This is a genomic window from Cronobacter dublinensis subsp. dublinensis LMG 23823 (assembly GCF_001277235.1).
Lineage (GTDB): Bacteria > Pseudomonadota > Gammaproteobacteria > Enterobacterales > Enterobacteriaceae > Cronobacter > Cronobacter dublinensis.
This window is the reverse complement of sequence record NZ_CP012266.1, coordinates 1,989,099-2,009,290: the sequence shown is the minus strand read 5'-3', so window position 1 is coordinate 2,009,290 and position 20,192 is coordinate 1,989,099. Positions and strand designations below refer to the sequence as shown.

The window sequence follows — 20,192 nt, the reverse complement described above, 5'->3', positions numbered from 1 at the left end:
CTGCGCCGGGATGCAAGTCCGCCGGTGAATGCGCGTTCATCGCGCTATTCGCCAGTCCGTTGAGCCTTCGTTGAACCTGCGATGCGCATCGTTATGTCTGTGTTAAGGTTTCACTAATCTTTGCACCGTAGACTGCCGCCAACGTTAATGGAGTCTTGATAATGGCAACTCTGAAAAAATTTCGCTGGAGCGATCTGCGGTTTAACCTTGTCAGCGCCCTGCTCTTCACGCTGATAAACGCGCTGTTTATCGGCCGCTGCTGGACGCTAATCGCGCCGCAACATCTGCACGATGTGCTGTTCGCCGCCACCATTCCGCTGGTGCTGTTCTGCGCCTGGCTGGTGATTTTCAGCGTTATTAATCTGCCGTGGCTGCGAAAACCCGTCCTGGTTATTTTGCTGCTCGGCTCCGCCGCCAGTAGCTTTTTTATGTATACCTACGGGGCGGTCATTGACCAGAACATGATGGTCAATATCTTCGAGACCAACTCGCAGGAGGCCACGGCGCTGGTAACGCCGCAGCTTATCGCGTGGCTTGCGATAGCAGGCCTGTTACCCGCGCTGCTGCTGAGCCACGTCGAGGTGACTTCCGGTAGCCTGCTCTGGACGGCCCTGCGCCGCCTGGTCAGCATTCTCGCGAGCCTGCTGGTGATTATCCTGGTGGCGTCTCTCTTTTATAAGGATTACGCCTCGCTGTTTCGCAACAATAAAAACATCACCAAGATGGTCACGCCGGCTAATTACATCAGCGGCATTGTGAAATATACCCATTCGCGCTTTTTCGCGGGCGACCAGACGCTGGTGCGCATCGGCGAAGACGCGAAAAAAGGCCCGCTCATTCGCCAGCAGCCGAAAAAAACCGTGCTGGTGGTGGTGATTGGCGAAGCCTCCCGCGAGCAGAATTATTCGCTCGGCGGCTATACGCGCGACACCAATCCGCAGCTTAAAAAACAGGGCGTGGTGTTTTATCCGCACGCCACGTCCTGCGGCACAGAAACGGCGGTGTCGGTGCCCTGTATGTTCTCCGGGATGCCCCGCGCGCATTACGATGCGGAACTGGCGCACCATCAGGAAGGGCTGATGGATGTGCTGGCGCACGCGGGCGTCAACGTGCTGTGGCGCGATAACGATGGCGGCTGTAAAGGTGCCTGCAACCGCATTCCACATACAGACATGACTGAATGGAAGCTTAACGACCTGTGTAAAGATGGCTCCTGCCTCGACGACGCGCTGCTGTGGCGTTTCGATAACGTGCTGGATGGCATGAAGCAGGATTCAGTCATTGTTCTTCACCTGATGGGCAGCCACGGCCCGGCCTATTATCGTCGTTACCCGGATAATTTCCGCCGCTTCACACCGACCTGCGACACCAATGAGATCCAGGACTGCGATCGCCAGGCGTTAATCAACACCTACGACAACACGGTGCTGTACACCGACGACGTGCTGAGCCGCACCATTGATGCGCTGCGCAAGCGCGAGTCGACCATGAACACGGCGCTGGTTTATCTTTCCGATCACGGCGAATCGCTCGGTGAGAACGGAATTTACCTGCACGGCACGCCGTATCTTCTGGCGCCCGATCAGCAGACCCATATTCCGCTGCTGTTCTGGCTCTCCGGCGATTACGCGCGCCAGTACGGCGTTGATACAGACTGCCTCGCGAAGCGCGCGGCGACGGATGAGGTCTCTCAGGACAATCTCTTCTCCACCGTGCTCGGCATCATGAATATCCAGACTTCGCTTTATCAGCCACAGCAGGATATGCTTAGCGCCTGCCGGAAAAGTTAACGTTTCTGGCGCTTTTGAATAAGGCGACTTGCATTAGACCGACCGGTCTACTAAATTGGAACGTATGAACCGAACACCTGAACACGACACGCGCGAACACCTCCTTGCCATCGGCGAGCAGCTCTGCCTGCAACGCGGCTTCACCGGTATGGGGTTAAGCGAACTGTTAAAAACCGCTGGCGTGCCGAAAGGCTCCTTCTACCACTACTTTCGCTCTAAAGAGGCGTTTGGCGTGGCGATGCTGGAGCGGCATTACGCGCGCTATCAGGCCTGCCTTGAGCAGCACTTCAGCCCGGCGGGCCCGGCGCGCGAGCAGCTGATCGCCTGGTTTGAAGAGACGCTCAGTCACTATTGCCAGACCGGCAAAATGACGGGCTGTCTGACGGTGAAGCTTTGCGCTGAGGTGTGCGATCTGTCGGAAGATATGCGCGGCGCGCTCGATAAAGGCGCGGCTCAGGTGATGGACCTGCTGGCCGGCGCCCTTGAGCGCGGACGCGACGCGAAGGCGTTTACCTTCAACGGCAGCGCGTACCAGCAAGCTCAGGTGTTATACGTGCTTTGGCTCGGCGCCAGCCTGCAGGCCAAAGTGTCGCGCAGCGGCGCGCCGCTCGAAAACGCGCTGGCGCACGTCAAAGAAATGCTTTAACTCAGCGTCTGCCGCCGGCAGCGCTTTTTTATTTCGCCCGTTACAAGACGACCGGTCTACTCAGGAGTGACTATGCAAGACGAAAAGCTGTTTACCCCGCTGAACGTGGGCGCCATCACCGCCCCTAACCGCGTATTTATGGCGCCGCTGACCCGCCTGCGCAGTATCGAGCCGGGCGATATTCCCACCGCGATGATGGCGGAATATTACCGCCAGCGCGCCAGCGCCGGGCTGATTATCAGCGAAGCCACCCAGATCTCCGCGCAGGCCAAAGGCTACGCGGGCGCGCCGGGTCTGCACAGCGACGAACAGATCGCCGCCTGGAAGAAAATCACTGCGGCGGTACATGACGCCGATGGCCGTATCGCCGTGCAGCTCTGGCACACGGGGCGTATTTCCCACAGCAGCATCCAGCCGGGCGGCGCAGCGCCGGTTGCGCCTTCGGCGATCAACGCAGGCACCCGCACTTCGCTGCGCGATGAAAACGGTAAAGCTATTCGTGTTGACACCACCACGCCGCGCGCGCTGGAAACGCACGAAATTCCGGGCATCGTTGACGATTTCCGCAAGGCCGTAGGCAACGCGCGCGACGCCGGTTTCGATATGGTCGAGCTGCACTCCGCGCACGGCTACCTACTGCATCAGTTCCTGTCGCCGTCCTCTAACCAGCGCACCGATCAGTATGGCGGCAGCGTCGAAAACCGCGCCCGTCTGGTGCTGGAAGTGGTCGACGCCGTCAGCAAAGAGTGGAGCGCCGACCGCATCGGCATCCGCGTGTCGCCGATTGGCAGTTTCCAGAATGTCGACAACGGCCCGAACGAAGAAGCCGACGCGCTGTATCTGATTGAAGAGCTGAACAAACGCGGCATCGCGTATCTGCATATGTCCGAGCCGGACTGGGCGGGCGGCGTGCCTTACACTGACGAATTCCGCCAGAAAGTGCGCGAGCGCTTCGACGGTGCCATCATTGGCGCAGGCGCGTACAGCCGTGAAAAAGCCGAGGCGCTGATCGCCAAAGGCTTGATCGACGCTGTCGCGTTTGGTCGTGATTACATCGCCAACCCGGATCTGGTTGAACGCCTGCGTAAGAAGGCCGAGCTCAACCCGCAGCGCCCGGAATCCTTCTACGGCGGCGGCGCGGAAGGGTACATCGACTACCCGACACTGTGATCAAAATTGATAGCGGCGGCCTCCCGCCGCTATACTAAAATACTGTTTCATACAGACGTTTTATCACAGTCCGTTTATTTAAGAGGATCTTATGCGCTTACTTCATACCATGCTCCGCGTTGGCGACCTGCAACGCTCCATCGATTTCTACACCAACGTTCTCGGCATGAAACTGCTGCGCACCAGTGAAAACCCGGAATACAAATATTCTCTGGCGTTCGTCGGTTACGGCCCGGAGAGCGAAGAAGCAGTGATTGAACTGACCTACAACTGGGGCGTGGAGAGCTATGAGCTCGGTACCGCCTACGGCCACATCGCCATCAGCGTGGACAATGCCGCTGACGCCTGCGAGCGTATCCGCAACAACGGCGGCAACGTGACCCGCGAAGCGGGCCCGGTTAAAGGCGGCAGCACCGTTATCGCCTTTGTTGAAGATCCAGACGGTTACAAAATCGAGCTTATCGAAGAGAAAGACGCGGGTCGCGGCCTCGGCAACTGATCCCTCCGGCGGGCGTTCTGCCCGCCTTGCTGCATCCCGTCGTGAAATTTGCCATAATGCGCGCTGCTTTAATTCCCCAAACTTAAGAGACGCTGATGTCCGATAACGCTCAACTGACCGGTCTGGCCGACCGTTTTCGTGGCTTTTACCCTGTTGTCATCGATGTGGAAACCGCCGGTTTTAATGCGAAAACCGATGCGCTGCTGGAAATTGCCGCCATTACGCTGAAAATGGATGCCGATGGCTGGCTCACCCCCGATGAGACGCTGCACTTTCACGTTGAGCCTTTCGAAGGCGCGATCCTCCAGCCCGAAGCGCTGGCATTTAACGGTATCGACCCGCATAACCCGCTGCGCGGCGCCGTCAGCGAATATGACGCGCTGCACGCCATTTTTAAAATGGTGCGCAAGGGCATGAAAGAGAGCAACTGCAACCGGGCGATTATGGTGGCCCATAACGCCACGTTCGATCACGGCTTTATGATGGCGGCGGCAGAGCGCGCGTCGCTCAAGCGCAACCCGTTCCATCCGTTCGTCACCTTCGATACCGCGGCGTTAAGCGGCCTGGCGCTGGGCCAGACCGTGCTCGCGAAAGCCTGCATCGCGGCAGGCATGGCGTTTGACAGCACCCAGGCGCATTCAGCGCTCTACGACACCGAGCAGACCGCCCTGCTGTTTTGCGAAATCGTCAACCGCTGGAAACGCCTCGGCGGCTGGCCGCTGCCCGTGGCCGCTGACAGCGCGACGCCCGAAGACAGCGAATAAGCGCTATGCGACCCACAAAAAAAGCGGCCCCGAAGGCCGCTTTTTTATTCGCGCATGGCGTGACGCCATTACTCGGCAGCCGGCGCTTCCGGGTTGTGCTTCGCGGCCGTTTCTTTGATCAGCTGCTGGAGTTCGCCGCGCTGATACATTTCAATCACGATGTCGCAACCGCCGACCAGCTCGCCATCCACCCACAGCTGCGGGAACGTCGGCCAGTTAGCGTATTTCGGCAGCTCGGCGCGGATATCCGGGTTTTGCAGGATATCGACATACGCAAAACGCTCGCCGCAGGCAGACAGCGCCTGTACCGCCTGAGCGGAGAAGCCGCAGCTCGGCAGCTTCGGTGAGCCTTTCATGTACAGCAGAATCGGGTTTTCAGCGATCTGGCGTTGAATTTTTTCAAGCGTAGTGCTCATTGTCTTACTTCCTCAAGCGTCATTACGGCGTTAGCTTTACATTGTAGCGGCTCCGGAGCGTCTCGAAAATGCATAATCTTGCGCTTAAGCCCGGTGCCGTGCCGTGGTGAAAGAGACGCAAATAATAACACTTTTCTCACAGCTGCCGATATTCTCCTCTGAGGAGGCGCGCTAAAATGCGCGTCGACGCAGCGGTAACTGGCGAAAAATGTTGCGCAGGTTAACGAAACTGCACGTCGAAGATGATTTGCTGCTTAACTTTGGTCATTTTTTTAGATTAGAATCAGCAAGCTCTTAAATTTCATCCGTTGGCATGATTGCCGGCTTTATGCAGGGGAATGCTCAGTGGCGCGCAAAACAAAAATTGCTCTCACGCTCTGTGCTTTATTAATGACTTCATCACTGGCTTTTGCGCCGCTCGCGCAAGCGTCGGAGCAGACGCGCGCCTCAAAGGTGCAAAAAGCGCACGCCAGTACGGTGAAAAAGAAAACCAGCACAAAAACCGTCAGGAAAAGCAACAACGTAACAAAGACAAAAACGAAAACGGCGAAAACCGCCAGCGAGAAGCGAACCACCACCGCAAAACGCACCAGCAAGACCTCATCGACTGCCAGTAAAACCGCTTCCCGCCGCACTTCCGGCACTTCCGTTAAACAGGCCAGCACGCATCTGACTGCGCAAGCCTGTTCAAAAACCCGTAAAAACCGCAAAACCCGATGCGTTAACGGGCCGCTGACTATCGCAGATGCGCATAAAGCACGCGTGAAGAAAGCCCAGAACACCGCCATGAACAAACTGATGAACCAGATTGGCAAGCCGTATCACTGGGGCGGCACCTCGCCGCGCACCGGTTTCGACTGTAGCGGTCTGGTCTGGTATGCCTATAAAGATCTGGTGAAATTCCGCATTCCACGCACCGCGAATGAAATGTATCACCTGCGCGATGCCGCGCCGGTCAACCGTGGCGAGCTGGAAAGCGGCGATCTGGTGTTCTTCCGCACCCAGGGCCGCGGCACGGCCGATCATGTCGGCGTGTATGTTGGCAACGGCAAATTTATCCAGTCACCGCGTAGCGGACAGGAAATTCAGATAACCTCGCTCAGCGAAGATTACTGGCAGCGCCACTATGTTGGCGCGCGCCGGGTGATGACCCCGCGCACGATCCGTTAATCCACGGTCGCTATCAACAAAAACGGAGAAGGTCACCCTTCTCCGTTTTCTTTTTCTGCGTTGCCCGTTTTATTCCGCGCGACAGGCTGTTTGCGTTTCGCGACGCCCGGAGAGCAGCACCAGCAGCAGGCCGAGAGCGGCAATCAGCGCGCCCATCACCGGCACCACGCTGTAGCCGAAGCCCGCATGTATAACCGCGCCGCCCGCCGCCGCGCCAAGCGCGTTGCCAAGATTAAACGCGCCGATATTGACCGACGACGACAGTCCCGGCGCTTCGCTGGCGACACGCATCACGCGCATCTGCAACGGCGGCACCACGGCGAACGTCGCCGCCCCCCACACCACCATGCTGACCGCCGCGCCGATCTCGGTTTTCGCAAGCCATGGAATAGCCGCCATGATGACGATAAGCAGCATCAGAAAGCCCTTCAGCGTGCCGTTCAACGAGCGATCCGCGAGGCGCCCTCCCAGATAGTTGCCAATGGAGAAACCGACGCCAATCAACACCAGCATGGCGGTAACAAACGCCGCGCTGGCGTCAGTGATGTGGTGCAGCACCGGCGCGATATAGGTATAGAGTGTGAACATTGCGCCCGCGCCGAGCACCGTGGTCAGCAGCGCGCTCACCACCTGCGGGCGCATCAGCACCGCCAGCTCGCTTTTGACATCCGGACGCTCGCCGCTGCCGCCTTTCGGCAGGGAGAACCAGAGGCTCGCCATCGCCACCAGACCCAGCCCCGCGGTCGCGAGGAATGACATCCGCCAGCCAATGGTTTCGCCAAGCCAGGTCGCGGCCGGTACGCCGCCGATATTGGCGATGGTCAGCCCCATAAACATGGTCGCGACAGCGCTGGCCTGCTTATGTTTCGGCACCACGCTTGCCGCCACCACGGAACCCAGCCCGAAAAACGCGCCGTGGTTGAGGCTGGTGAGAATGCGCGAGGCCATCAGCGTCATGTAATCCGGCGCCAGCGCCGACAGAACGTTGCCGAGCGTAAAGATTGCCATCAGGAAAATCAGCGCGCTGCGCCGTGCGCGGTGCGACAGCAGCAGCGTCATCAGCGGCGCGCCGATCATGACGCCGACCGCGTAGGCGCTGATAAGCATACCGGCGGCGGGAATTGAGACATTAACGCCATTGGCGATGACGGGCAGCAGGCCCATCGGGGAAAACTCGGTCGTGCCAATGCCAAAGGCACCAATAGCCAGTGCCAGTAACGGAAAATTGACTTTCATTCATTACTCCAGAAATTGTACAACAGCGCCGGTTCCCCGGCGTCACAGCAGGATGCAGAAAGCATGGCATTTTCAGGCCGACAGGATAAGTAACCAAAACAGCAAAATATTATTGCCTGTGTGTTAAAGAACACGCGCAAGTTGTTATTAGCGAATCATAAGGGAATAACAGGAGAAAGAAAGGAAACGACGGGCGAAAGAAGCTAAAGCGCAGGAATAGCAAAAAGAATACGGGAGAACAGGCGCGTTCTCCCGCGACACGCTTAATGCAGAATGGCGGTAAACGCGCCCGCCACAATTAAACCCAGCACAACAACGGTAGTGACCAGCGAAAATTTCAGATCGGAACTCATGGTATTCTCCTTAAAGACCCCATAAAAAACAGGTAGAGCGCATTTTTGCATAAACGCGCCGAAAAATCCTGCGACATTTAGCCAGATATGCGTTTTCCCTCTTCCCCTTTCGATAAAGATAAGCCAAAATTCGTCGCTACTTTATTCGGTACCGGCCATCGACCCCTCCTCACGATAAATGTCGCGTTTCCCGGCATGCCGCACGTCCCCTCGTGGCACACAGGGGTGTGTACAGGCAAACGATTAACCCGTGATTTTACAGGGCTCAGCGAGGGGTCTGGAGTGATGATTAATGGCAACAATTAAAGACGTCGCGAAGCGAGCAAACGTTTCTACAACAACAGTCTCACATGTAATTAACAAAACCCGTTTTGTGGCGGAAGAGACACGCAACGCGGTGTGGGCGGCAATCAAAGAATTACACTATTCGCCGAGCGCCGTGGCGCGCAGCCTGAAGGTGAACCACACCAAATCTATCGGTCTGCTCTCCACCAGCAGCGAAGCGCCCTATTTTGCGGAAATTATCGAAGCCGTTGAAAACAGCTGCTTCGCGAAAGGCTATACGCTGATCCTCGGCAACGCGCATAACAATCTGGAAAAGCAGCGCGCCTATTTGTCGATGATGGCGCAAAAGCGCGTCGACGGTCTGCTGGTGATGTGTTCGGAATACCCGGAGCCGCTGCTCGCCACGCTCGAAGAGTACCGTCATATTCCGATGGTCGTGATGGACTGGGGCGAAGCCAGAGCGGATTTCACCGACTCGGTTATCGATAACGCTTTCCAGGGCGGCTATCTCGCAGGCCGCTATCTTATCGAACGCGGCCATCGCGATATCGGCGTTATTCCCGGCCAGCTTGAGCGCAATACCGGCGTGGGGCGTTTCTCCGGCTTTATGAAAGCGCTGGAAGAAGCGATGATCAAAGTGCCGGAAAACTGGATTGTGCAGGGTGATTTCGAGCCGGAGTCAGGCTATCGCGCGATGCAGCAGATCCTCTCCCAGCCGCAGCGTCCTACCGCTGTGTTCTGCGGCGGCGATATCATGGCGATGGGCGCGATTTGCGCCGCTGACGAGATGGGCCTGCGCGTGCCGCAGGATATTTCCATCATCGGCTACGATAACGTGCGCAACGCCCGCTTTTTCAGCCCGGCGCTGACCACTATCCATCAGCCGAAAGAGACGCTGGGCCAGACCGCGTTCAATATGCTGCTTGATCGCATCATTAATAAACGTGAAGAGTCCCAGACTATCGAGGTGCATCCGCGCTTAATCGAGCGCCGATCGGTGGCGGACGGTCCGTTCCGCGACTATCGCCGGTAATTCCTGCCGGGAGCCCTCTCAGTCTGGCTCCCGCAACCACTCCTTGTTCAGCGTTTCACTGTCCCCCAGATAATCCAGCAGCCAGCGCAGCGCGGGCGAGGCGTCGCTTTGCCGCCACGTCAGGCAGCAGGCGGCGTCCGGGAATGGATTTTCCAGCGTCAGCGCCCGCCACTGGCCGCGGTCCAGCCAGGGTTTGGCGAAATGCGTCGGCACCATGCCGATGCACAGCCCTTCGCTCAGCGCGTCGGCGGCGCAGTGCCAGTCCGGCACCACCACGCGATGCTGATTATCAAGCAGCCAGGTGATCCGTTTAGGCAGCGAGCGCGATGTGTCCTCCAGCACCAGCGACGGGTAATCGCGCAGGCTGTCGTCGCTGAGCGCGCCCGCGTGCTGCGCCAGCGGGTGATGGCTCGCCACCACGCAGCGCCAGCTCAGCATCCCCATATCCCGAAACGCGAAGCGCCCGCCCCCCACCGGCACCGCCTGGGTCGCGCCGATGGCCAGCTCCACGCGCCCGTCCGCCAGCGCGTCCCACACGCCGTTAAACACCTCCTGCGACACCAGCAGTTCGACATCGGAGAAATGGCGGTAGAAGTCGAGCACCAGGCGGCGCGTGCGCTCGGGCCGCACGATATTGTCAACCGCAATGGCGAGCTGTCCGCGCCAGCCATTGGCAATCTGCTGACACTGCTGGCGGGTGATCATCATTTTTTTGATAACAGAACGCCCTTCGCGCAGAAAACAGGCGCCGGCGGGCGTCAGCACGACGTCGCGATGCCGACGCTCGAACAGCGACACCGCCAGCCACTCTTCCAGCTGGCGCACCGTATAACTGACGGCAGAAGGCACGCGATGAAGTTCCGCCGCCGCCGCGCTGAAGCTGCCGTTGCGCGCCACCGCGTCCACCACTTCGAGGGAATATTCAGACCACATTTTTGCCTGCAAAATTTTTGAATGGAGAGGGCAAATATTAACGTTTCACAACGCGGTTTGCACTCCGTACACTCCTGGCTCTTTCGCGTATTACGAAGTGAGCAAACATTATGCGACCTACAAAAGGCTTTCTTTTCTGGCTGGCCGGGCTGAGCGTGCTCGGTTTTCTCGCCACCGATATGTATCTGCCTGCGTTCGCGGCAATCGAAGCGGATCTGCGCACCGCGCCGTCCGCCATTAGCGCCTCCCTGAGCCTGTTCCTCGCGGGTTTCGCGCTGGCGCAGCTGGTCTGGGGCCCGCTCTCCGATCGTTTTGGCCGTCGCCCGGTATTACTGGCGGGCCTCGGGATTTTCGCGCTCGGCTGTCTTGGCACGGTCTGGGTGGAGAGCGCCGGCGCGCTGCTGGCGCTGCGCTTTATTCAGGCGGTCGGCGTCTGTGCGGCGGCGGTCAGCTGGCAGGCGCTGGTGACAGACCGTTACCCGGCGCAGCAGGCGCGGCGCATTTTCGCCACTATTATGCCGCTGGTCGGGCTCTCCCCGGCGCTGGCCCCGCTGCTCGGCAGCTGGATCCTCAATCATTTCGACTGGCAGGCGATTTTCGTGGTGCTGTTCGCCATTACGCTGCTGCTGATGATCCCGGCGCTGCGTCTGCCTGCCGGCGCGCCGCAAAATCACCATGAAGGCGAACCGCTGAGCTTCGCCATGCTGCTGCGCTCGTCCACTTACAGCGGTAATGTGCTTATTTACGCCGCCTGCTCCGCCAGCTTTTTCGCGTGGCTGACCGGCTCGCCGTTTATCCTGCACGCGATGGGCTACAGCCCGGCGGTGATAGGCTTAAGCTATGTACCGCAGACTATCGCCTTTCTGATTGGCGGCTACGGCTGTCGCAGCGCGCTGCAAAAATGGCATGGCGAAAAGCTGCTGCCCTGGCTGCTGGTGGGCTATGCGCTAAGCGTGGTCGCGACCTGGCTTGTGGGCTTAAGCGACGCGGTAACGCTGACCACGCTGCTTATCCCCTTCTGCCTGATGGCGATGGCGAACGGCGCGATTTACCCGATCGTGGTGGCCGCCGCCCTGCTGCCGTTCCCGCAGGCCACTGGACGCGCCGCCGCGCTGCAAAATACCCTGCAGTTGGGGCTGTGCTTCGTGGCGAGTCTGGTGGTTTCCTGGCTTGTTGCGACGCCGCTGCTCTCCACCACCAGCGTGATGCTGGCGACGGTCTTACTGGCGGGTCTTGGCTGGTGGCTGCGCGGGCGTCACGTCCCGGCACGGTAATCAGGCAGGCGATAATATGACGTTTTTGTTATTAGCTTGCTAACTGTCAATGGTTGAATCATCGTATTGCGAGGCCTATACTGGTTCGCGGCTCTACGATAAACACCATAAATATTATGTAGTAACGGGAGCCGCTGGCTCCCGTTTTTCTTGAATGACTTTTCTGGCAAGGGTCATCGCCCTTCCTCTGTTCTACGTCGGATATCAGGCTCGCGGACCTTTCCGTGATATTTCTCACATACCGAAAATTGCGACTACGCTGTTTGAAGGTTCTGGTCACAGTAGTGATGGAGAAGCTATGAGTTCATCGTGTCTGGAAGAAGTCAGCATACCGGATAACCACTGGTATCGTATTGTAACTGAACTGCTCAGCCGGGCCGGGATCGCCGTCAACGGCGCCGCCCCCGCCGACATCCACGTGAAAAACCCCGATTTTTTTAAGCGCGTGCTACAGGAAGGCTCCCTCGGTCTTGGCGAAAGCTATATGGATGGCTGGTGGGAGTGCGAGCGTCTCGATCTGTTTTTCACCAAAGTGCTGCGCGCGGGGCTGGAAGACCAGCTCCCCCACCATCTTAAAGATACGCTGCGCATTCTCGGCGCCCGCCTCTTTAACCTGCAGTCGAAAAAGCGCGCGTGGATTGTCGGCAAAGAGCATTACGATCTCGGCAACGATCTTTTCAGCCGCATTCTTGACCCGTATATGCAGTACTCGTGCGGCTACTGGAAAGAGGCCGATAACCTGGAGGACGCCCAGCAGGCGAAGCTGCGGCTCATCTGCGAAAAACTGCAGCTGAAGCCCGGGATGACGCTGCTCGATATCGGCTGCGGCTGGGGCGGTCTCGCCGCGTTCGCCGCGCAGCATTATGGGGTTTCCGTCACCGGTGTGACGATCTCCGCCGAGCAGCAAAAAATGGCGCAGGCGCGCTGCGAAGGGCTTGATGTCACTATCCTTTTACAGGATTACCGCGACCTCGACGCGCAGTTCGACCGCATTGTGTCGGTGGGCATGTTTGAGCATGTCGGCCCGAAAAATTATGCCACCTATTTTGACGTCGCCGACCGCAACCTTAAGCCCGACGGGCTGTTCTTGCTGCATACCATCGGCTCGCGCAAAACCGATAACAATGTCGACCCGTGGATTGATAAATATATCTTCCCGAACGGCTGTCTGCCCTCGGCGCGCCAGATAGCGGCCGCCAGCGAGCCGCACTTCGTCATGGAAGACTGGCACAACTTCGGCGCTGATTATGATAAAACGCTGATGGCCTGGTACGAACGCTTTCTGGCCGCCTGGCCGGACATCGCCGATAACTACTCTGAGCGGTTCAAACGGATGTTCACCTATTATCTGAACGCCTGCGCGGGCGCGTTTCGCGCACGGGATATTCAGCTCTGGCAGGTGGTGTTCAGCCGCGGCGTGGAAAACGGCCTGCGCGTCGCCCGTTAAGCGCTCACCCCGGCTCACGCCGGGGCTTTTGCCACTCCCTCTTACCCGCTTTGTGACATTTCTCACGCTTTCACGACGTTTCCTTCAATAAAAGTGATCCCGGCGACAATCAGGCTACAGACACATGGAAACCGGTTTCCATTTTGTTTCACACTGAGCGCCATTCCCCTTGCCTGATAAAGGAAACGCCTCATGAGTCTGTACCAGAGTATGGTCCATGTTATTGAAAACAAAATTACGCCGCTGGCGGGCGCGATGGGTTCGCAGCGTCACGTGGTGGCTATCAGGGACGGCTTTCTCGCCGCCCTGCCGTTTATGATTATTGGTTCGTTTCTGCTGGTGTTTATCTTTCCGCCCTTCTCGCCTGACACGCAGATAGGCTTTTGCCGCGCCTGGCTCGATCTCTCGCTAAAATACCGCGAGCAGCTGATGCTGCCGTTTAACCTCAGCATGGGCGTGATGACGTTTTTTATCTCCGTCGGCATTGGCGCAAGCCTCGGCAAGCATTACCAGCTTGACCCAATCATGACCGGCCTGCTGGCGTTTATGGCGTTTCTGCTGGTGGCCGCGCCCTATAAAGACGGTCATATCTCCACGCAGTATTTCTCCGGCCAGGGCATCTTCACCGCGCTTATCACGGCGATTTACGCCAGCGAAATGTATGCCTTCCTGAAGCGTCACAACATCACGATTCGCCTGCCGAAAGAGGTGCCGACCGGCGTCGCGCGTTCGTTTGAAATTTTGATCCCGGTGGTGGTAATTGTCTTTACGCTCCACCCGCTTAACCTGCTGATTGAATCCACGACCGGCATGATCCTGCCGGAGGCGATCATGCATCTGCTTTCGCCGCTGGTCGCCGCCTCTGATTCACTGCCAGCTATCCTGATTTCCGTGCTGATTTGCCAGATTTTGTGGTTTGCCGGTATCCACGGCGCGCTCATCGTCACCGGCATCATGAACCCGTTCTGGATGGCGAATCTCTCCGCCAACCAGGCCGCGCTCGCGGCGGGTCAGGCGCTGCCGCATATCTATCTGCAGGGCTTCTGGGACCACTACCTGCTGATTGGCGGCGTGGGTTCGACCCTGCCGCTGGCATTCCTGCTGCTGCGCAGCCGCGCCGTACATCTGCGCACGATCGGTAAAATGGGCGTTGTGCCGAGCCTGTTTAACATCAACGAGCCGATTCTGTTCGGCGCGCCGGTCATTATGAACCCGATATTCTTCCTGCCGTTTATCCTGGTACCGATGGTCAATGCCGTACTGGCGTGGACTGCCACCAAACTGGGCTGGCTGGCGCAGGTCGTCTCGCTGACGCCGTGGACCACGCCTGCGCCGGTCGGCGCGTCATGGGCCGCCAACTGGGCCTTTAGCCCGGTCATCATGTGCCTTATCTGTATGGTGATGTCGGCGCTGATGTACTACCCGTTTGTCAAAGCCTATGAGCGCACCTTGCAGAAACAGGAAGCGGCCCAGAACGCCCCTGAAAGTGACACTGTCACTAATAATGCCTGATTTTACCCCGCCTGCCGTACCGGCAGGCGTCTGACTGAGCTATGAGGATGGATATGCACTACTCATTTCCTGAAGGATTCTGGTGGGGCAGCGCCAGCTCGGCGCCGCAAACCGAAGGCGAAAGCCTGAGCCACGGCAAAACGCCCACCACCTGGGACCACTGGTTCCGTCTGCAGCCGGAGCGCTTTCATCACGGCGTCGGCCCGGCGCACACCTCGACCTTTTATCAGCACTGGAAAGAAGACATCGCACTGCTGAAGGCGCTCAATCACAACACGTTCCGTACGTCCATCTCCTGGGCGCGCCTGATCCCGGACGGCACCGGCGCGGTGAACGAGGAAGCAGTTGCCTTCTACAATCAGGTCATCGACGAACTGCTGCGCCAGGGGATCACGCCGTTTATCAATCTGTTCCACTTTGATATGCCGCTGTCGCTCCAGGAACAGGGCGGCTTTGAGAACCGCAAGGTGATTGACGCGTTTGAAGCTTACGCGCGCACCTGTTTTGAACTCTTCGGCGACCGCGTGACCCACTGGTTTACTTTTAATGAGCCGATCGTGCCGGTGGAAGGCGGTTATCTCTACGATTTCCACTACCCGAACGTGGTGGATTTCCGCCGCGCGGCGACCGTTGCGTATCACACCATGCTGGCGCACGCCCGCGCGGTGAAGGCCTACCACGAGCGTAACGACGGCGGCGAAATCGGCATCATCCTTAACCTGACGCCCTCTTACCCGCGCTCACAAAACCCGGCGGACGTCAAAGCGGCGCATATCGCCGATCTGATGTTCAACCGCAGCTTCCTTGACCCGGCGCTGCGCGGCACGTACCCGGAAGATCTGGTCGCACTGCTGGGCGAGCACGATCAGCTGCCCGCCTGCCAGCCTGGCGACAAAGAACTGCTGGCGGCAGGTGTGGTGGATCTGCTCGGCATCAACTACTATCAGCCGCGTCGCATTCAGTGCCGGGATTCGCAGGTCAACCCGGACAGCCCGTTTATGCCGGAGTGGTTTTTTAGCGCCTATGAAATGCCGGGCCGCAAAATGAACCCGTACCGCGGCTGGGAGATTTATGAGAAAGGCATCTACGACATTCTCACCCGCCTGCGTGTAGAGTATGGCAACCCGCGCTGCTATATCTCGGAAAACGGCATGGGCGTGGAAAACGAACAGCGCTTTGAGCATGAGGGACAGATTCAGGACGATTACCGCATCGAGTTCGTGCGCGATCACCTGAAATGGCTGCACAAGGGCCTTAGCGAAGGCAGCCGCTGTCTGGGCTACCATATGTGGACCTTTATCGATAACTGGTCCTGGTGCAACGCCTACAAAAATCGCTACGGCTTTGTGTCGCTCGATCTGGAAAGCCAGAAACGCACGATTAAAAAGAGCGGTGAATGGTACCGCCAGGTGGCGGCAAAGAACGGGTTTGATGAGTAACCGCGTGGCGGCCTTCGCGCCGCCACACTTTGCAGGAATACACGATGTCCACCATCAATGATGTCGCGCGCCTGGCGCGCGTCTCCAAAGCCACCGTATCGAGAGTGCTGAGCGGCAATCGCGGCGTGAAGGAAGAGAGCCGTCTGGCGGTGCTGCGCGCCGCTGAGATGCTCAACTACCAGCCAAACGCCATCGCGCAGTCGCTCTCCAGCCAGACCACACACTGCATCGGCGTGATTTGCGCCAGTGAACACATTCAGCAGGCCACTTGCTGGCTGCAGGCGCTGGAAAAACAGCTCAGCCAGCGCGGCAAACATCTGCTGCTGCGTTTTGCCAGTTCGGCGCAGGAGGTGACGCGTGCGCGCGCCGAACTCGACTCGGGCCTGTGCGACGCGCTGATGATCGTCGGCGCCCGCTTCCCTCTGCCACCACTGGATGATGACGTTATCCTGGTGGACTGCCTGAGCGCCGCCACGGCGCAGGGCATCCAGTTTGACTGGCTCTTTGCCGCCCAGACGGCGGTGCAATATTTATGCAGTCATCAGCGGCGCGATATCGCCCTGATTAACTTCCCGGCGGGCGACGCGGCGGCGGAAATCCTGGAGGGGTATCGTCAGGCGGCGGAAAACCATCTGGTGCCGTTTCATCGCCAGCGCATTATTGAAGACGAACCGGTGTTGCGCATCGCGCTGCAAAAGCTTATCAACAGCGGCGTGAAGTTTAACGCGCTGCTGGTCACCGACGACAGCCAGGCGCGCGAGGCAATGGCGATGCTGCGCGAATACCGCTTCGCGGTGCCGGAGCAGGTTTTGGTATTTAGTCTTGAGAGTTCAGGCCGCGGCGTCGGGCTTGAGGGTGTGCCAGCCATTACGTATTCGCTGGAGAACATCGCCCGGCAGGCGGTGGCGCTGCTGGCGGGCGATGCGCCCGGCGAACGGGTGCGGGGAACGCTGGTGAGCGCCTGAGCCCACCAGCGCGCGCTTATTCGGCGGGATTAAGCTGTGCGGCGATAGCCGCGGCGGCTTCGCGGGAGGCCAGCACGCGTTCAACGGTATCCACAACCGCCTGGGTCTGCGGATCGATTTCGATATTGACCCGCTGGCCCAGTTTCTTCACGCCAAGCGTGGTGCGCTGGAGCGTTTCCGGGATCAGGTAAACGCAAAAGCGCGTCGCGGTCACTTCACCTACCGTCAGGCTGATACCATCAATGCCAATAAATCCTTTGTGCAGGATATACTTCATCAGCGTCGGGTCCTGAATTTTAAACCAGATCTGCCGGTTATTTTCCGACGTCAGGATCTTCGCAACCTCCGCCGTGGTCATAATATGCCCGGACATTAAATGACCGCCAATTTCATCGCTGAATTTCGCCGCGCGCTCAATGTTCACCACGTCGCCGGTCTGTAAATCGCCGAGATTCGTAATACGCAGCGTCTCTTTCATTAAATCGAAGCTGACGCGATTGCCGTTAATTTCCGTCACCGTCAGGCAGCAACCATTGTGCGCCACCGACGCGCCGGTCTCCAGCCCCGGCAGCAGCGCGTCCGGGAGCTCCACCACATGGGTGCGGAAATTCGGTTTTTCATCGATAGCGACCACTTTTGCCGTGCCCTGAACAATACCGGTAAACATATTTGCCACTCCTGGATTCGCTTAAATGGCGGCGCGCGGCCGCAAGATTCATAGCCAGAACAATAACAGGTGGAATATCCCGTTGCCAGTCTGCGCAGGGTTAAGCGCATTATTTCACTGGCTTAATAGTGAACTCTCGCTACAATAGTCTGACACATTCCCCTGCATTTTCTTCTCGCTGCCCGTTGCGGCGGCTTTTTTGTCTTTCAAATAACAACAATATACAGGTGTTCACGTGCAGAAGTATTTTGTCGAAGCGCGTCAGTTATTAGCTCTGGCACTCCCGGTGATTTTCGCGCAAATCGCCCAAACGTCGATGGGGGTTGTCGATACCATCATGGCGGGCGGCTACAGCGCCACGGATATGGCGGCGGTCGCTATCGGCACGTCTATCTGGCTGCCAGCCATTCTCTTTGGTCACGGGCTGCTGCTGGCCCTCACGCCGGTTATCGCCCAGCTGAATGGCTCCGGGCGTCGCGAGCGCATCGCGCATCAGGTCCAGCAAGGCTTTGTGCTGGCAGGTCTCGTTTCCGTACTGATTATGGTGGTGCTGTGGAACGCGGGGCATATCATTCGCGCGATGGATAACATCGACCCGGAGCTCGCCGATAAAGCGGTCCATTACCTGCGCGCGCTGCTGTGGGGCGTGCCCGGCTATCTTTTCTTCCAGGTGCTGCGAAATCAGTGCGAAGGGCTCGCGAAAACCACGCCAGGCATGGCGATGGGCTTTATCGGCCTGCTGGTGAATATCCCGGTGAACTATATCTTCATCTATGGCCACTTCGGCATGCCGGAACTCGGCGGCGTCGGCTGCGGCGTGGCGACAGCGTCGGTTTACTGGGTGATGTTTATCTGCATGCGTTTCTGGGTCGGTCGTGCGGGCTCGATGCGCGACATCCGCCAGCTCCCGGGCGCCAGCCGTTTCGACTGGCCGGTGATCCGCCGTCTGGCCCAGCTTGGTCTGCCAGTGGCGCTGGCGCTGTTTTTCGAAGTGACGCTGTTCGCCGTGGTGGCGTTACTTGTATCGCCGCTTGGCATCGTTGACGTAGCGGGCCATCAGATAGCGCTCAACTTCAGCTCACTGATGTTCGTGCTGCCGATGTCTATGAGCGCCGCCGTGACCATTCGCGTCGGTTTTCGTCTCGGCCAGGGCTCGACGATAGGAGCCCAGACCTCCGCGCGCACCGGTATTGCGGTGGGGATTTGCCTCGCTGTGCTGACGGCGCTCTTTACGGTGGTTTTCCGCGAGCCTATCGCTCTGCTTTATAACGACAACCCGGAAGTAGTCACCCTCGCCTCGCACCTGATGCTGCTGGCGGCGATTTATCAAATCTCCGACTCCATCCAGGTGATCGGCAGCGGCGTGCTGCGCGGCTACAAAGACACGCGCTCGATTTTCTTCATCACGTTTATCGCCTACTGGGTACTGGGGCTGCCGATTGGCTATCTCCTGGCACTCACCGACTGGCTGGTGGAGCCGATGGGCCCGGCAGGCTTCTGGTTCGGTTTTATTATCGGCCTGACCTCCGCCGCCATCCTGATGATGTGGCGCATGCGTTATCTGCAACGCCAGCCGTCTGAGTTCATTCTCGCGCGCGCCGCGCGCTAAACAATCCGCCGCCGCTTCAGGCGGCGTTTTTTTGCCCCGATGACGGGCATGACGCGCCGCGCCGATCACTTTGTCAGCATTCTGCGCAAATACGCGGCAATCGCGTGAAATATGAAAGAAAATTGACGTTTGCCCCTTGCCATGCGCCGGGGCTGCCGTTAATATTCGTCCCCGCTGTCACACAGCAATGCGTTCATAGCTCAGTTGGTTAGAGCACCACCTTGACATGGTGGGGGTCGTTGGTTCGAGTCCAATTGAACGCACCATCCTAATGTGCGTCCGTAGCTCAGTTGGTTAGAGCACCACCTTGACATGGTGGGGGTCGGTGGTTCGAGTCCACTCGGACGCACCATTCAGAAGTATCCTTGCGTATCCTCTCTTTTGATTCCAGGTAAGCTCTGTAATGTAACGCCTCTGCGTCACGTTTCTTTACGAGCTATCCCCTGTACGATCACTCCCCTGTGCTTCACGCTGTTGCTCATCCACAGGCTATAGCGGATCCGGTTTGCAGGCTATGCGAGCCAAGTATCAGTGACTGCCGGGTCAGGTGGATCTGCAGCACGACAGCCGGGTCGTGCAGCTAAATAATCATTTCAATCTCTCCTGACTTCGTAACGTGTTGCGCCTCTTACCCGCAAATAAAATATCCCCGCCCGGGTCCACTGCGGATAAAACATCTCCCGCTGGCTGTTGATATCCGACTACAGGGCGTCCGCCGCTTCTGCAATGGCCGACAGCTGCGCTATTTGCTCGAGACAGAGCGCGATTTCCTGTAGCGCCTTCTCACGGTCAAGAACCTACCCGGCGGCTCTTGGCTGTCCGTCGGCACAGATAAACAGCCCCTTCGCCACGCGGATCACGCCGTGCTCGTCGGTGCGCAATTCAAAGCCGGTGCGGCGCGGTTTAACCAGCACGTCCACCAGCCTCTACTCGCCGAGTTGGGTTTTGTCGTATTCGGTGGTGAGGTGGATATGCTTTTCGCCG

18 protein-coding genes, 2 tRNA genes and 1 pseudogene are annotated in these 20,192 nt (G+C 58.4%); 15 read left to right on the top strand and 6 right to left on the bottom strand.

Annotated elements, in window-relative coordinates; translation table 11 throughout:
- Window positions 1-161 precede the first annotated feature (161 nt).
- The 5 genes from eptA (at window position 162) to rnt (ending at window position 4,869) form a co-directional block, all read left to right on the top strand.
- A complete protein-coding gene (gene eptA / locus AFK67_RS09150) occupies window positions 162-1,790 on the top strand; it encodes a phosphoethanolamine transferase EptA (RefSeq protein ID WP_038883743.1) in 1,629 nt (542 codons plus the stop codon).
- Between the two features lie 64 nt (window positions 1,791-1,854).
- Window positions 1,855-2,436 (top strand): TetR/AcrR family transcriptional regulator, encoded by a 582-nt coding sequence (locus AFK67_RS09145; protein ID WP_007718698.1) that lies wholly within the window; start codon window positions 1,855-1,857, stop codon window positions 2,434-2,436.
- Window positions 2,437-2,508: 72 nt separating this feature from the next.
- Window positions 2,509-3,606, top strand: coding sequence for an alkene reductase (nemA, locus tag AFK67_RS09140; RefSeq protein WP_007718696.1), 1,098 nt, complete (start codon window positions 2,509-2,511; stop codon window positions 3,604-3,606).
- A 91-nt stretch (window positions 3,607-3,697) separates the two neighbouring features.
- Window positions 3,698-4,105, top strand: a complete 408-nt coding sequence (gene gloA / locus AFK67_RS09135) for a lactoylglutathione lyase (protein ID WP_007718694.1) — start codon at window positions 3,698-3,700, stop codon at window positions 4,103-4,105.
- 95 nt (window positions 4,106-4,200) lie between these two features.
- Window positions 4,201-4,869 (top strand): ribonuclease T, encoded by a 669-nt coding sequence (gene rnt / locus AFK67_RS09130; protein WP_007718692.1) that lies wholly within the window; start codon window positions 4,201-4,203, stop codon window positions 4,867-4,869.
- A gap of 68 nt (window positions 4,870-4,937) precedes the next feature.
- Here the strand turns inward: rnt and AFK67_RS09125 are convergent, their stop codons facing one another.
- On the bottom strand, window positions 4,938-5,285 hold the full coding sequence (locus tag AFK67_RS09125; protein WP_007718690.1) for a Grx4 family monothiol glutaredoxin: 348 nt from the start codon (window positions 5,283-5,285) through the stop codon (window positions 4,938-4,940).
- Between the two features lie 345 nt (window positions 5,286-5,630).
- Between AFK67_RS09125 and AFK67_RS09120 the strand changes: the two genes are divergently transcribed.
- Complete coding sequence (locus AFK67_RS09120) at window positions 5,631-6,455, top strand: C40 family peptidase (protein WP_007718688.1); 825 nt, start codon at window positions 5,631-5,633, stop codon at window positions 6,453-6,455.
- A 69-nt stretch (window positions 6,456-6,524) separates the two neighbouring features.
- Here the strand turns inward: AFK67_RS09120 and AFK67_RS09115 are convergent, their stop codons facing one another.
- Window positions 6,525-7,691: an MFS transporter gene (locus tag AFK67_RS09115; RefSeq protein WP_007718686.1), complete on the bottom strand. Its 1,167-nt coding sequence runs from the start codon at window positions 7,689-7,691 to the stop codon at window positions 6,525-6,527.
- 263 nt (window positions 7,692-7,954) lie between these two features.
- Window positions 7,955-8,044 (bottom strand): cytochrome bd-I oxidase subunit CydH, encoded by a 90-nt coding sequence (gene cydH / locus AFK67_RS22805; RefSeq protein WP_032966972.1) that lies wholly within the window; start codon window positions 8,042-8,044, stop codon window positions 7,955-7,957.
- Between the two features lie 292 nt (window positions 8,045-8,336).
- Between cydH and purR the strand changes: the two genes are divergently transcribed.
- On the top strand, window positions 8,337-9,362 hold the full coding sequence (purR, locus tag AFK67_RS09110; protein WP_007718682.1) for an HTH-type transcriptional repressor PurR: 1,026 nt from the start codon (window positions 8,337-8,339) through the stop codon (window positions 9,360-9,362).
- An 18-nt stretch (window positions 9,363-9,380) separates the two neighbouring features.
- Here the strand turns inward: purR and punR are convergent, their stop codons facing one another.
- Window positions 9,381-10,295 carry a DNA-binding transcriptional activator PunR gene (gene punR, locus AFK67_RS09105; RefSeq protein ID WP_007718681.1) on the bottom strand — a complete coding sequence of 305 codons (915 nt, stop codon included), beginning with the start codon at window positions 10,293-10,295 and terminating at the stop codon, window positions 9,381-9,383.
- A gap of 110 nt (window positions 10,296-10,405) precedes the next feature.
- On the opposite strand from punR, the gene punC reads away from it, so the two are divergent.
- The 5 genes from punC (at window position 10,406) to AFK67_RS09080 (ending at window position 16,932) form a co-directional block, all read left to right on the top strand.
- Window positions 10,406-11,569, top strand: a complete 1,164-nt coding sequence (gene punC, locus AFK67_RS09100) for a purine nucleoside transporter PunC (protein WP_007718679.1) — start codon at window positions 10,406-10,408, stop codon at window positions 11,567-11,569.
- Between the two features lie 298 nt (window positions 11,570-11,867).
- Window positions 11,868-13,016 (top strand): cyclopropane fatty acyl phospholipid synthase, encoded by a 1,149-nt coding sequence (gene cfa / locus AFK67_RS09095; RefSeq protein ID WP_007718677.1) that lies wholly within the window; start codon window positions 11,868-11,870, stop codon window positions 13,014-13,016.
- A gap of 192 nt (window positions 13,017-13,208) precedes the next feature.
- Entirely contained in the window at window positions 13,209-14,528 is a 1,320-nt protein-coding gene (locus AFK67_RS09090; RefSeq protein WP_007718671.1) for a PTS sugar transporter subunit IIC, read from the top strand.
- A 53-nt stretch (window positions 14,529-14,581) separates the two neighbouring features.
- Window positions 14,582-15,967, top strand: coding sequence for a glycoside hydrolase family 1 protein (locus AFK67_RS09085; protein ID WP_007718668.1), 1,386 nt, complete (start codon window positions 14,582-14,584; stop codon window positions 15,965-15,967).
- 44 nt (window positions 15,968-16,011) lie between these two features.
- Entirely contained in the window at window positions 16,012-16,932 is a 921-nt protein-coding gene (locus AFK67_RS09080; RefSeq protein WP_038883744.1) for a LacI family DNA-binding transcriptional regulator, read from the top strand.
- 16 nt (window positions 16,933-16,948) lie between these two features.
- On the opposite strand, the gene AFK67_RS09075 is transcribed toward AFK67_RS09080, so the two are convergent.
- The gene (locus AFK67_RS09075; RefSeq protein WP_032966970.1) at window positions 16,949-17,599 is read right to left on the bottom strand and encodes a riboflavin synthase; all 651 of its coding nucleotides are present in this window, start codon (window positions 17,597-17,599) and stop codon (window positions 16,949-16,951) included.
- Window positions 17,600-17,834: 235 nt separating this feature from the next.
- On the opposite strand from AFK67_RS09075, the gene mdtK reads away from it, so the two are divergent.
- The 3 genes from mdtK (at window position 17,835) to AFK67_RS09060 (ending at window position 19,560) form a co-directional block, all read left to right on the top strand.
- The gene (gene mdtK / locus AFK67_RS09070) at window positions 17,835-19,208 is read left to right on the top strand and encodes an MdtK family multidrug efflux MATE transporter (RefSeq protein ID WP_007718662.1); all 1,374 of its coding nucleotides are present in this window, start codon (window positions 17,835-17,837) and stop codon (window positions 19,206-19,208) included.
- Between the two features lie 189 nt (window positions 19,209-19,397).
- Window positions 19,398-19,474, top strand: a tRNA-Val gene (locus AFK67_RS09065).
- A 9-nt stretch (window positions 19,475-19,483) separates the two neighbouring features.
- Window positions 19,484-19,560: transfer RNA gene (locus tag AFK67_RS09060), tRNA-Val, on the top strand.
- A 352-nt stretch (window positions 19,561-19,912) separates the two neighbouring features.
- Here AFK67_RS09060 and AFK67_RS22535 read toward each other — a convergent pair.
- Window positions 19,913-20,191: pseudogene (locus AFK67_RS22535) on the bottom strand (type VI secretion system Vgr family protein); the annotation flags it as partial.
- Window position 20,192 lies beyond the last annotated feature (1 nt).

Excerpts from the sequence above, each read along its gene's own strand:
- eptA (WP_038883743.1), top strand. The coding sequence starts at position 162 with ATGGCAACTCTGAAAAAATTTCGCTGGAGCGATCTGCGGTTTAACCTT.
- AFK67_RS09145 (WP_007718698.1), top strand. The coding sequence starts at position 1,855 with ATGAACCGAACACCTGAACACGACACGCGCGAACACCTCCTTGCCATC.
- nemA (WP_007718696.1), top strand. The coding sequence starts at position 2,509 with ATGCAAGACGAAAAGCTGTTTACCCCGCTGAACGTGGGCGCCATCACC.
- gloA (WP_007718694.1), top strand. The coding sequence starts at position 3,698 with ATGCGCTTACTTCATACCATGCTCCGCGTTGGCGACCTGCAACGCTCC.
- rnt (WP_007718692.1), top strand. The coding sequence starts at position 4,201 with ATGTCCGATAACGCTCAACTGACCGGTCTGGCCGACCGTTTTCGTGGC.
- AFK67_RS09125 (WP_007718690.1), bottom strand. The coding sequence starts at position 5,285 with ATGAGCACTACGCTTGAAAAAATTCAACGCCAGATCGCTGAAAACCCG.
- AFK67_RS09115 (WP_007718686.1), bottom strand. The coding sequence starts at position 7,691 with ATGAAAGTCAATTTTCCGTTACTGGCACTGGCTATTGGTGCCTTTGGC.
- cydH (WP_032966972.1), bottom strand. The coding sequence starts at position 8,044 with ATGAGTTCCGATCTGAAATTTTCGCTGGTCACTACCGTTGTTGTGCTG.
- purR (WP_007718682.1), top strand. The coding sequence starts at position 8,337 with ATGGCAACAATTAAAGACGTCGCGAAGCGAGCAAACGTTTCTACAACA.
- punR (WP_007718681.1), bottom strand. The coding sequence starts at position 10,295 with ATGTGGTCTGAATATTCCCTCGAAGTGGTGGACGCGGTGGCGCGCAAC.
- punC (WP_007718679.1), top strand. The coding sequence starts at position 10,406 with ATGCGACCTACAAAAGGCTTTCTTTTCTGGCTGGCCGGGCTGAGCGTG.
- cfa (WP_007718677.1), top strand. The coding sequence starts at position 11,868 with ATGAGTTCATCGTGTCTGGAAGAAGTCAGCATACCGGATAACCACTGG.
- AFK67_RS09090 (WP_007718671.1), top strand. The coding sequence starts at position 13,209 with ATGAGTCTGTACCAGAGTATGGTCCATGTTATTGAAAACAAAATTACG.
- AFK67_RS09085 (WP_007718668.1), top strand. The coding sequence starts at position 14,582 with ATGCACTACTCATTTCCTGAAGGATTCTGGTGGGGCAGCGCCAGCTCG.
- AFK67_RS09080 (WP_038883744.1), top strand. The coding sequence starts at position 16,012 with ATGTCCACCATCAATGATGTCGCGCGCCTGGCGCGCGTCTCCAAAGCC.
- AFK67_RS09075 (WP_032966970.1), bottom strand. The coding sequence starts at position 17,599 with ATGTTTACCGGTATTGTTCAGGGCACGGCAAAAGTGGTCGCTATCGAT.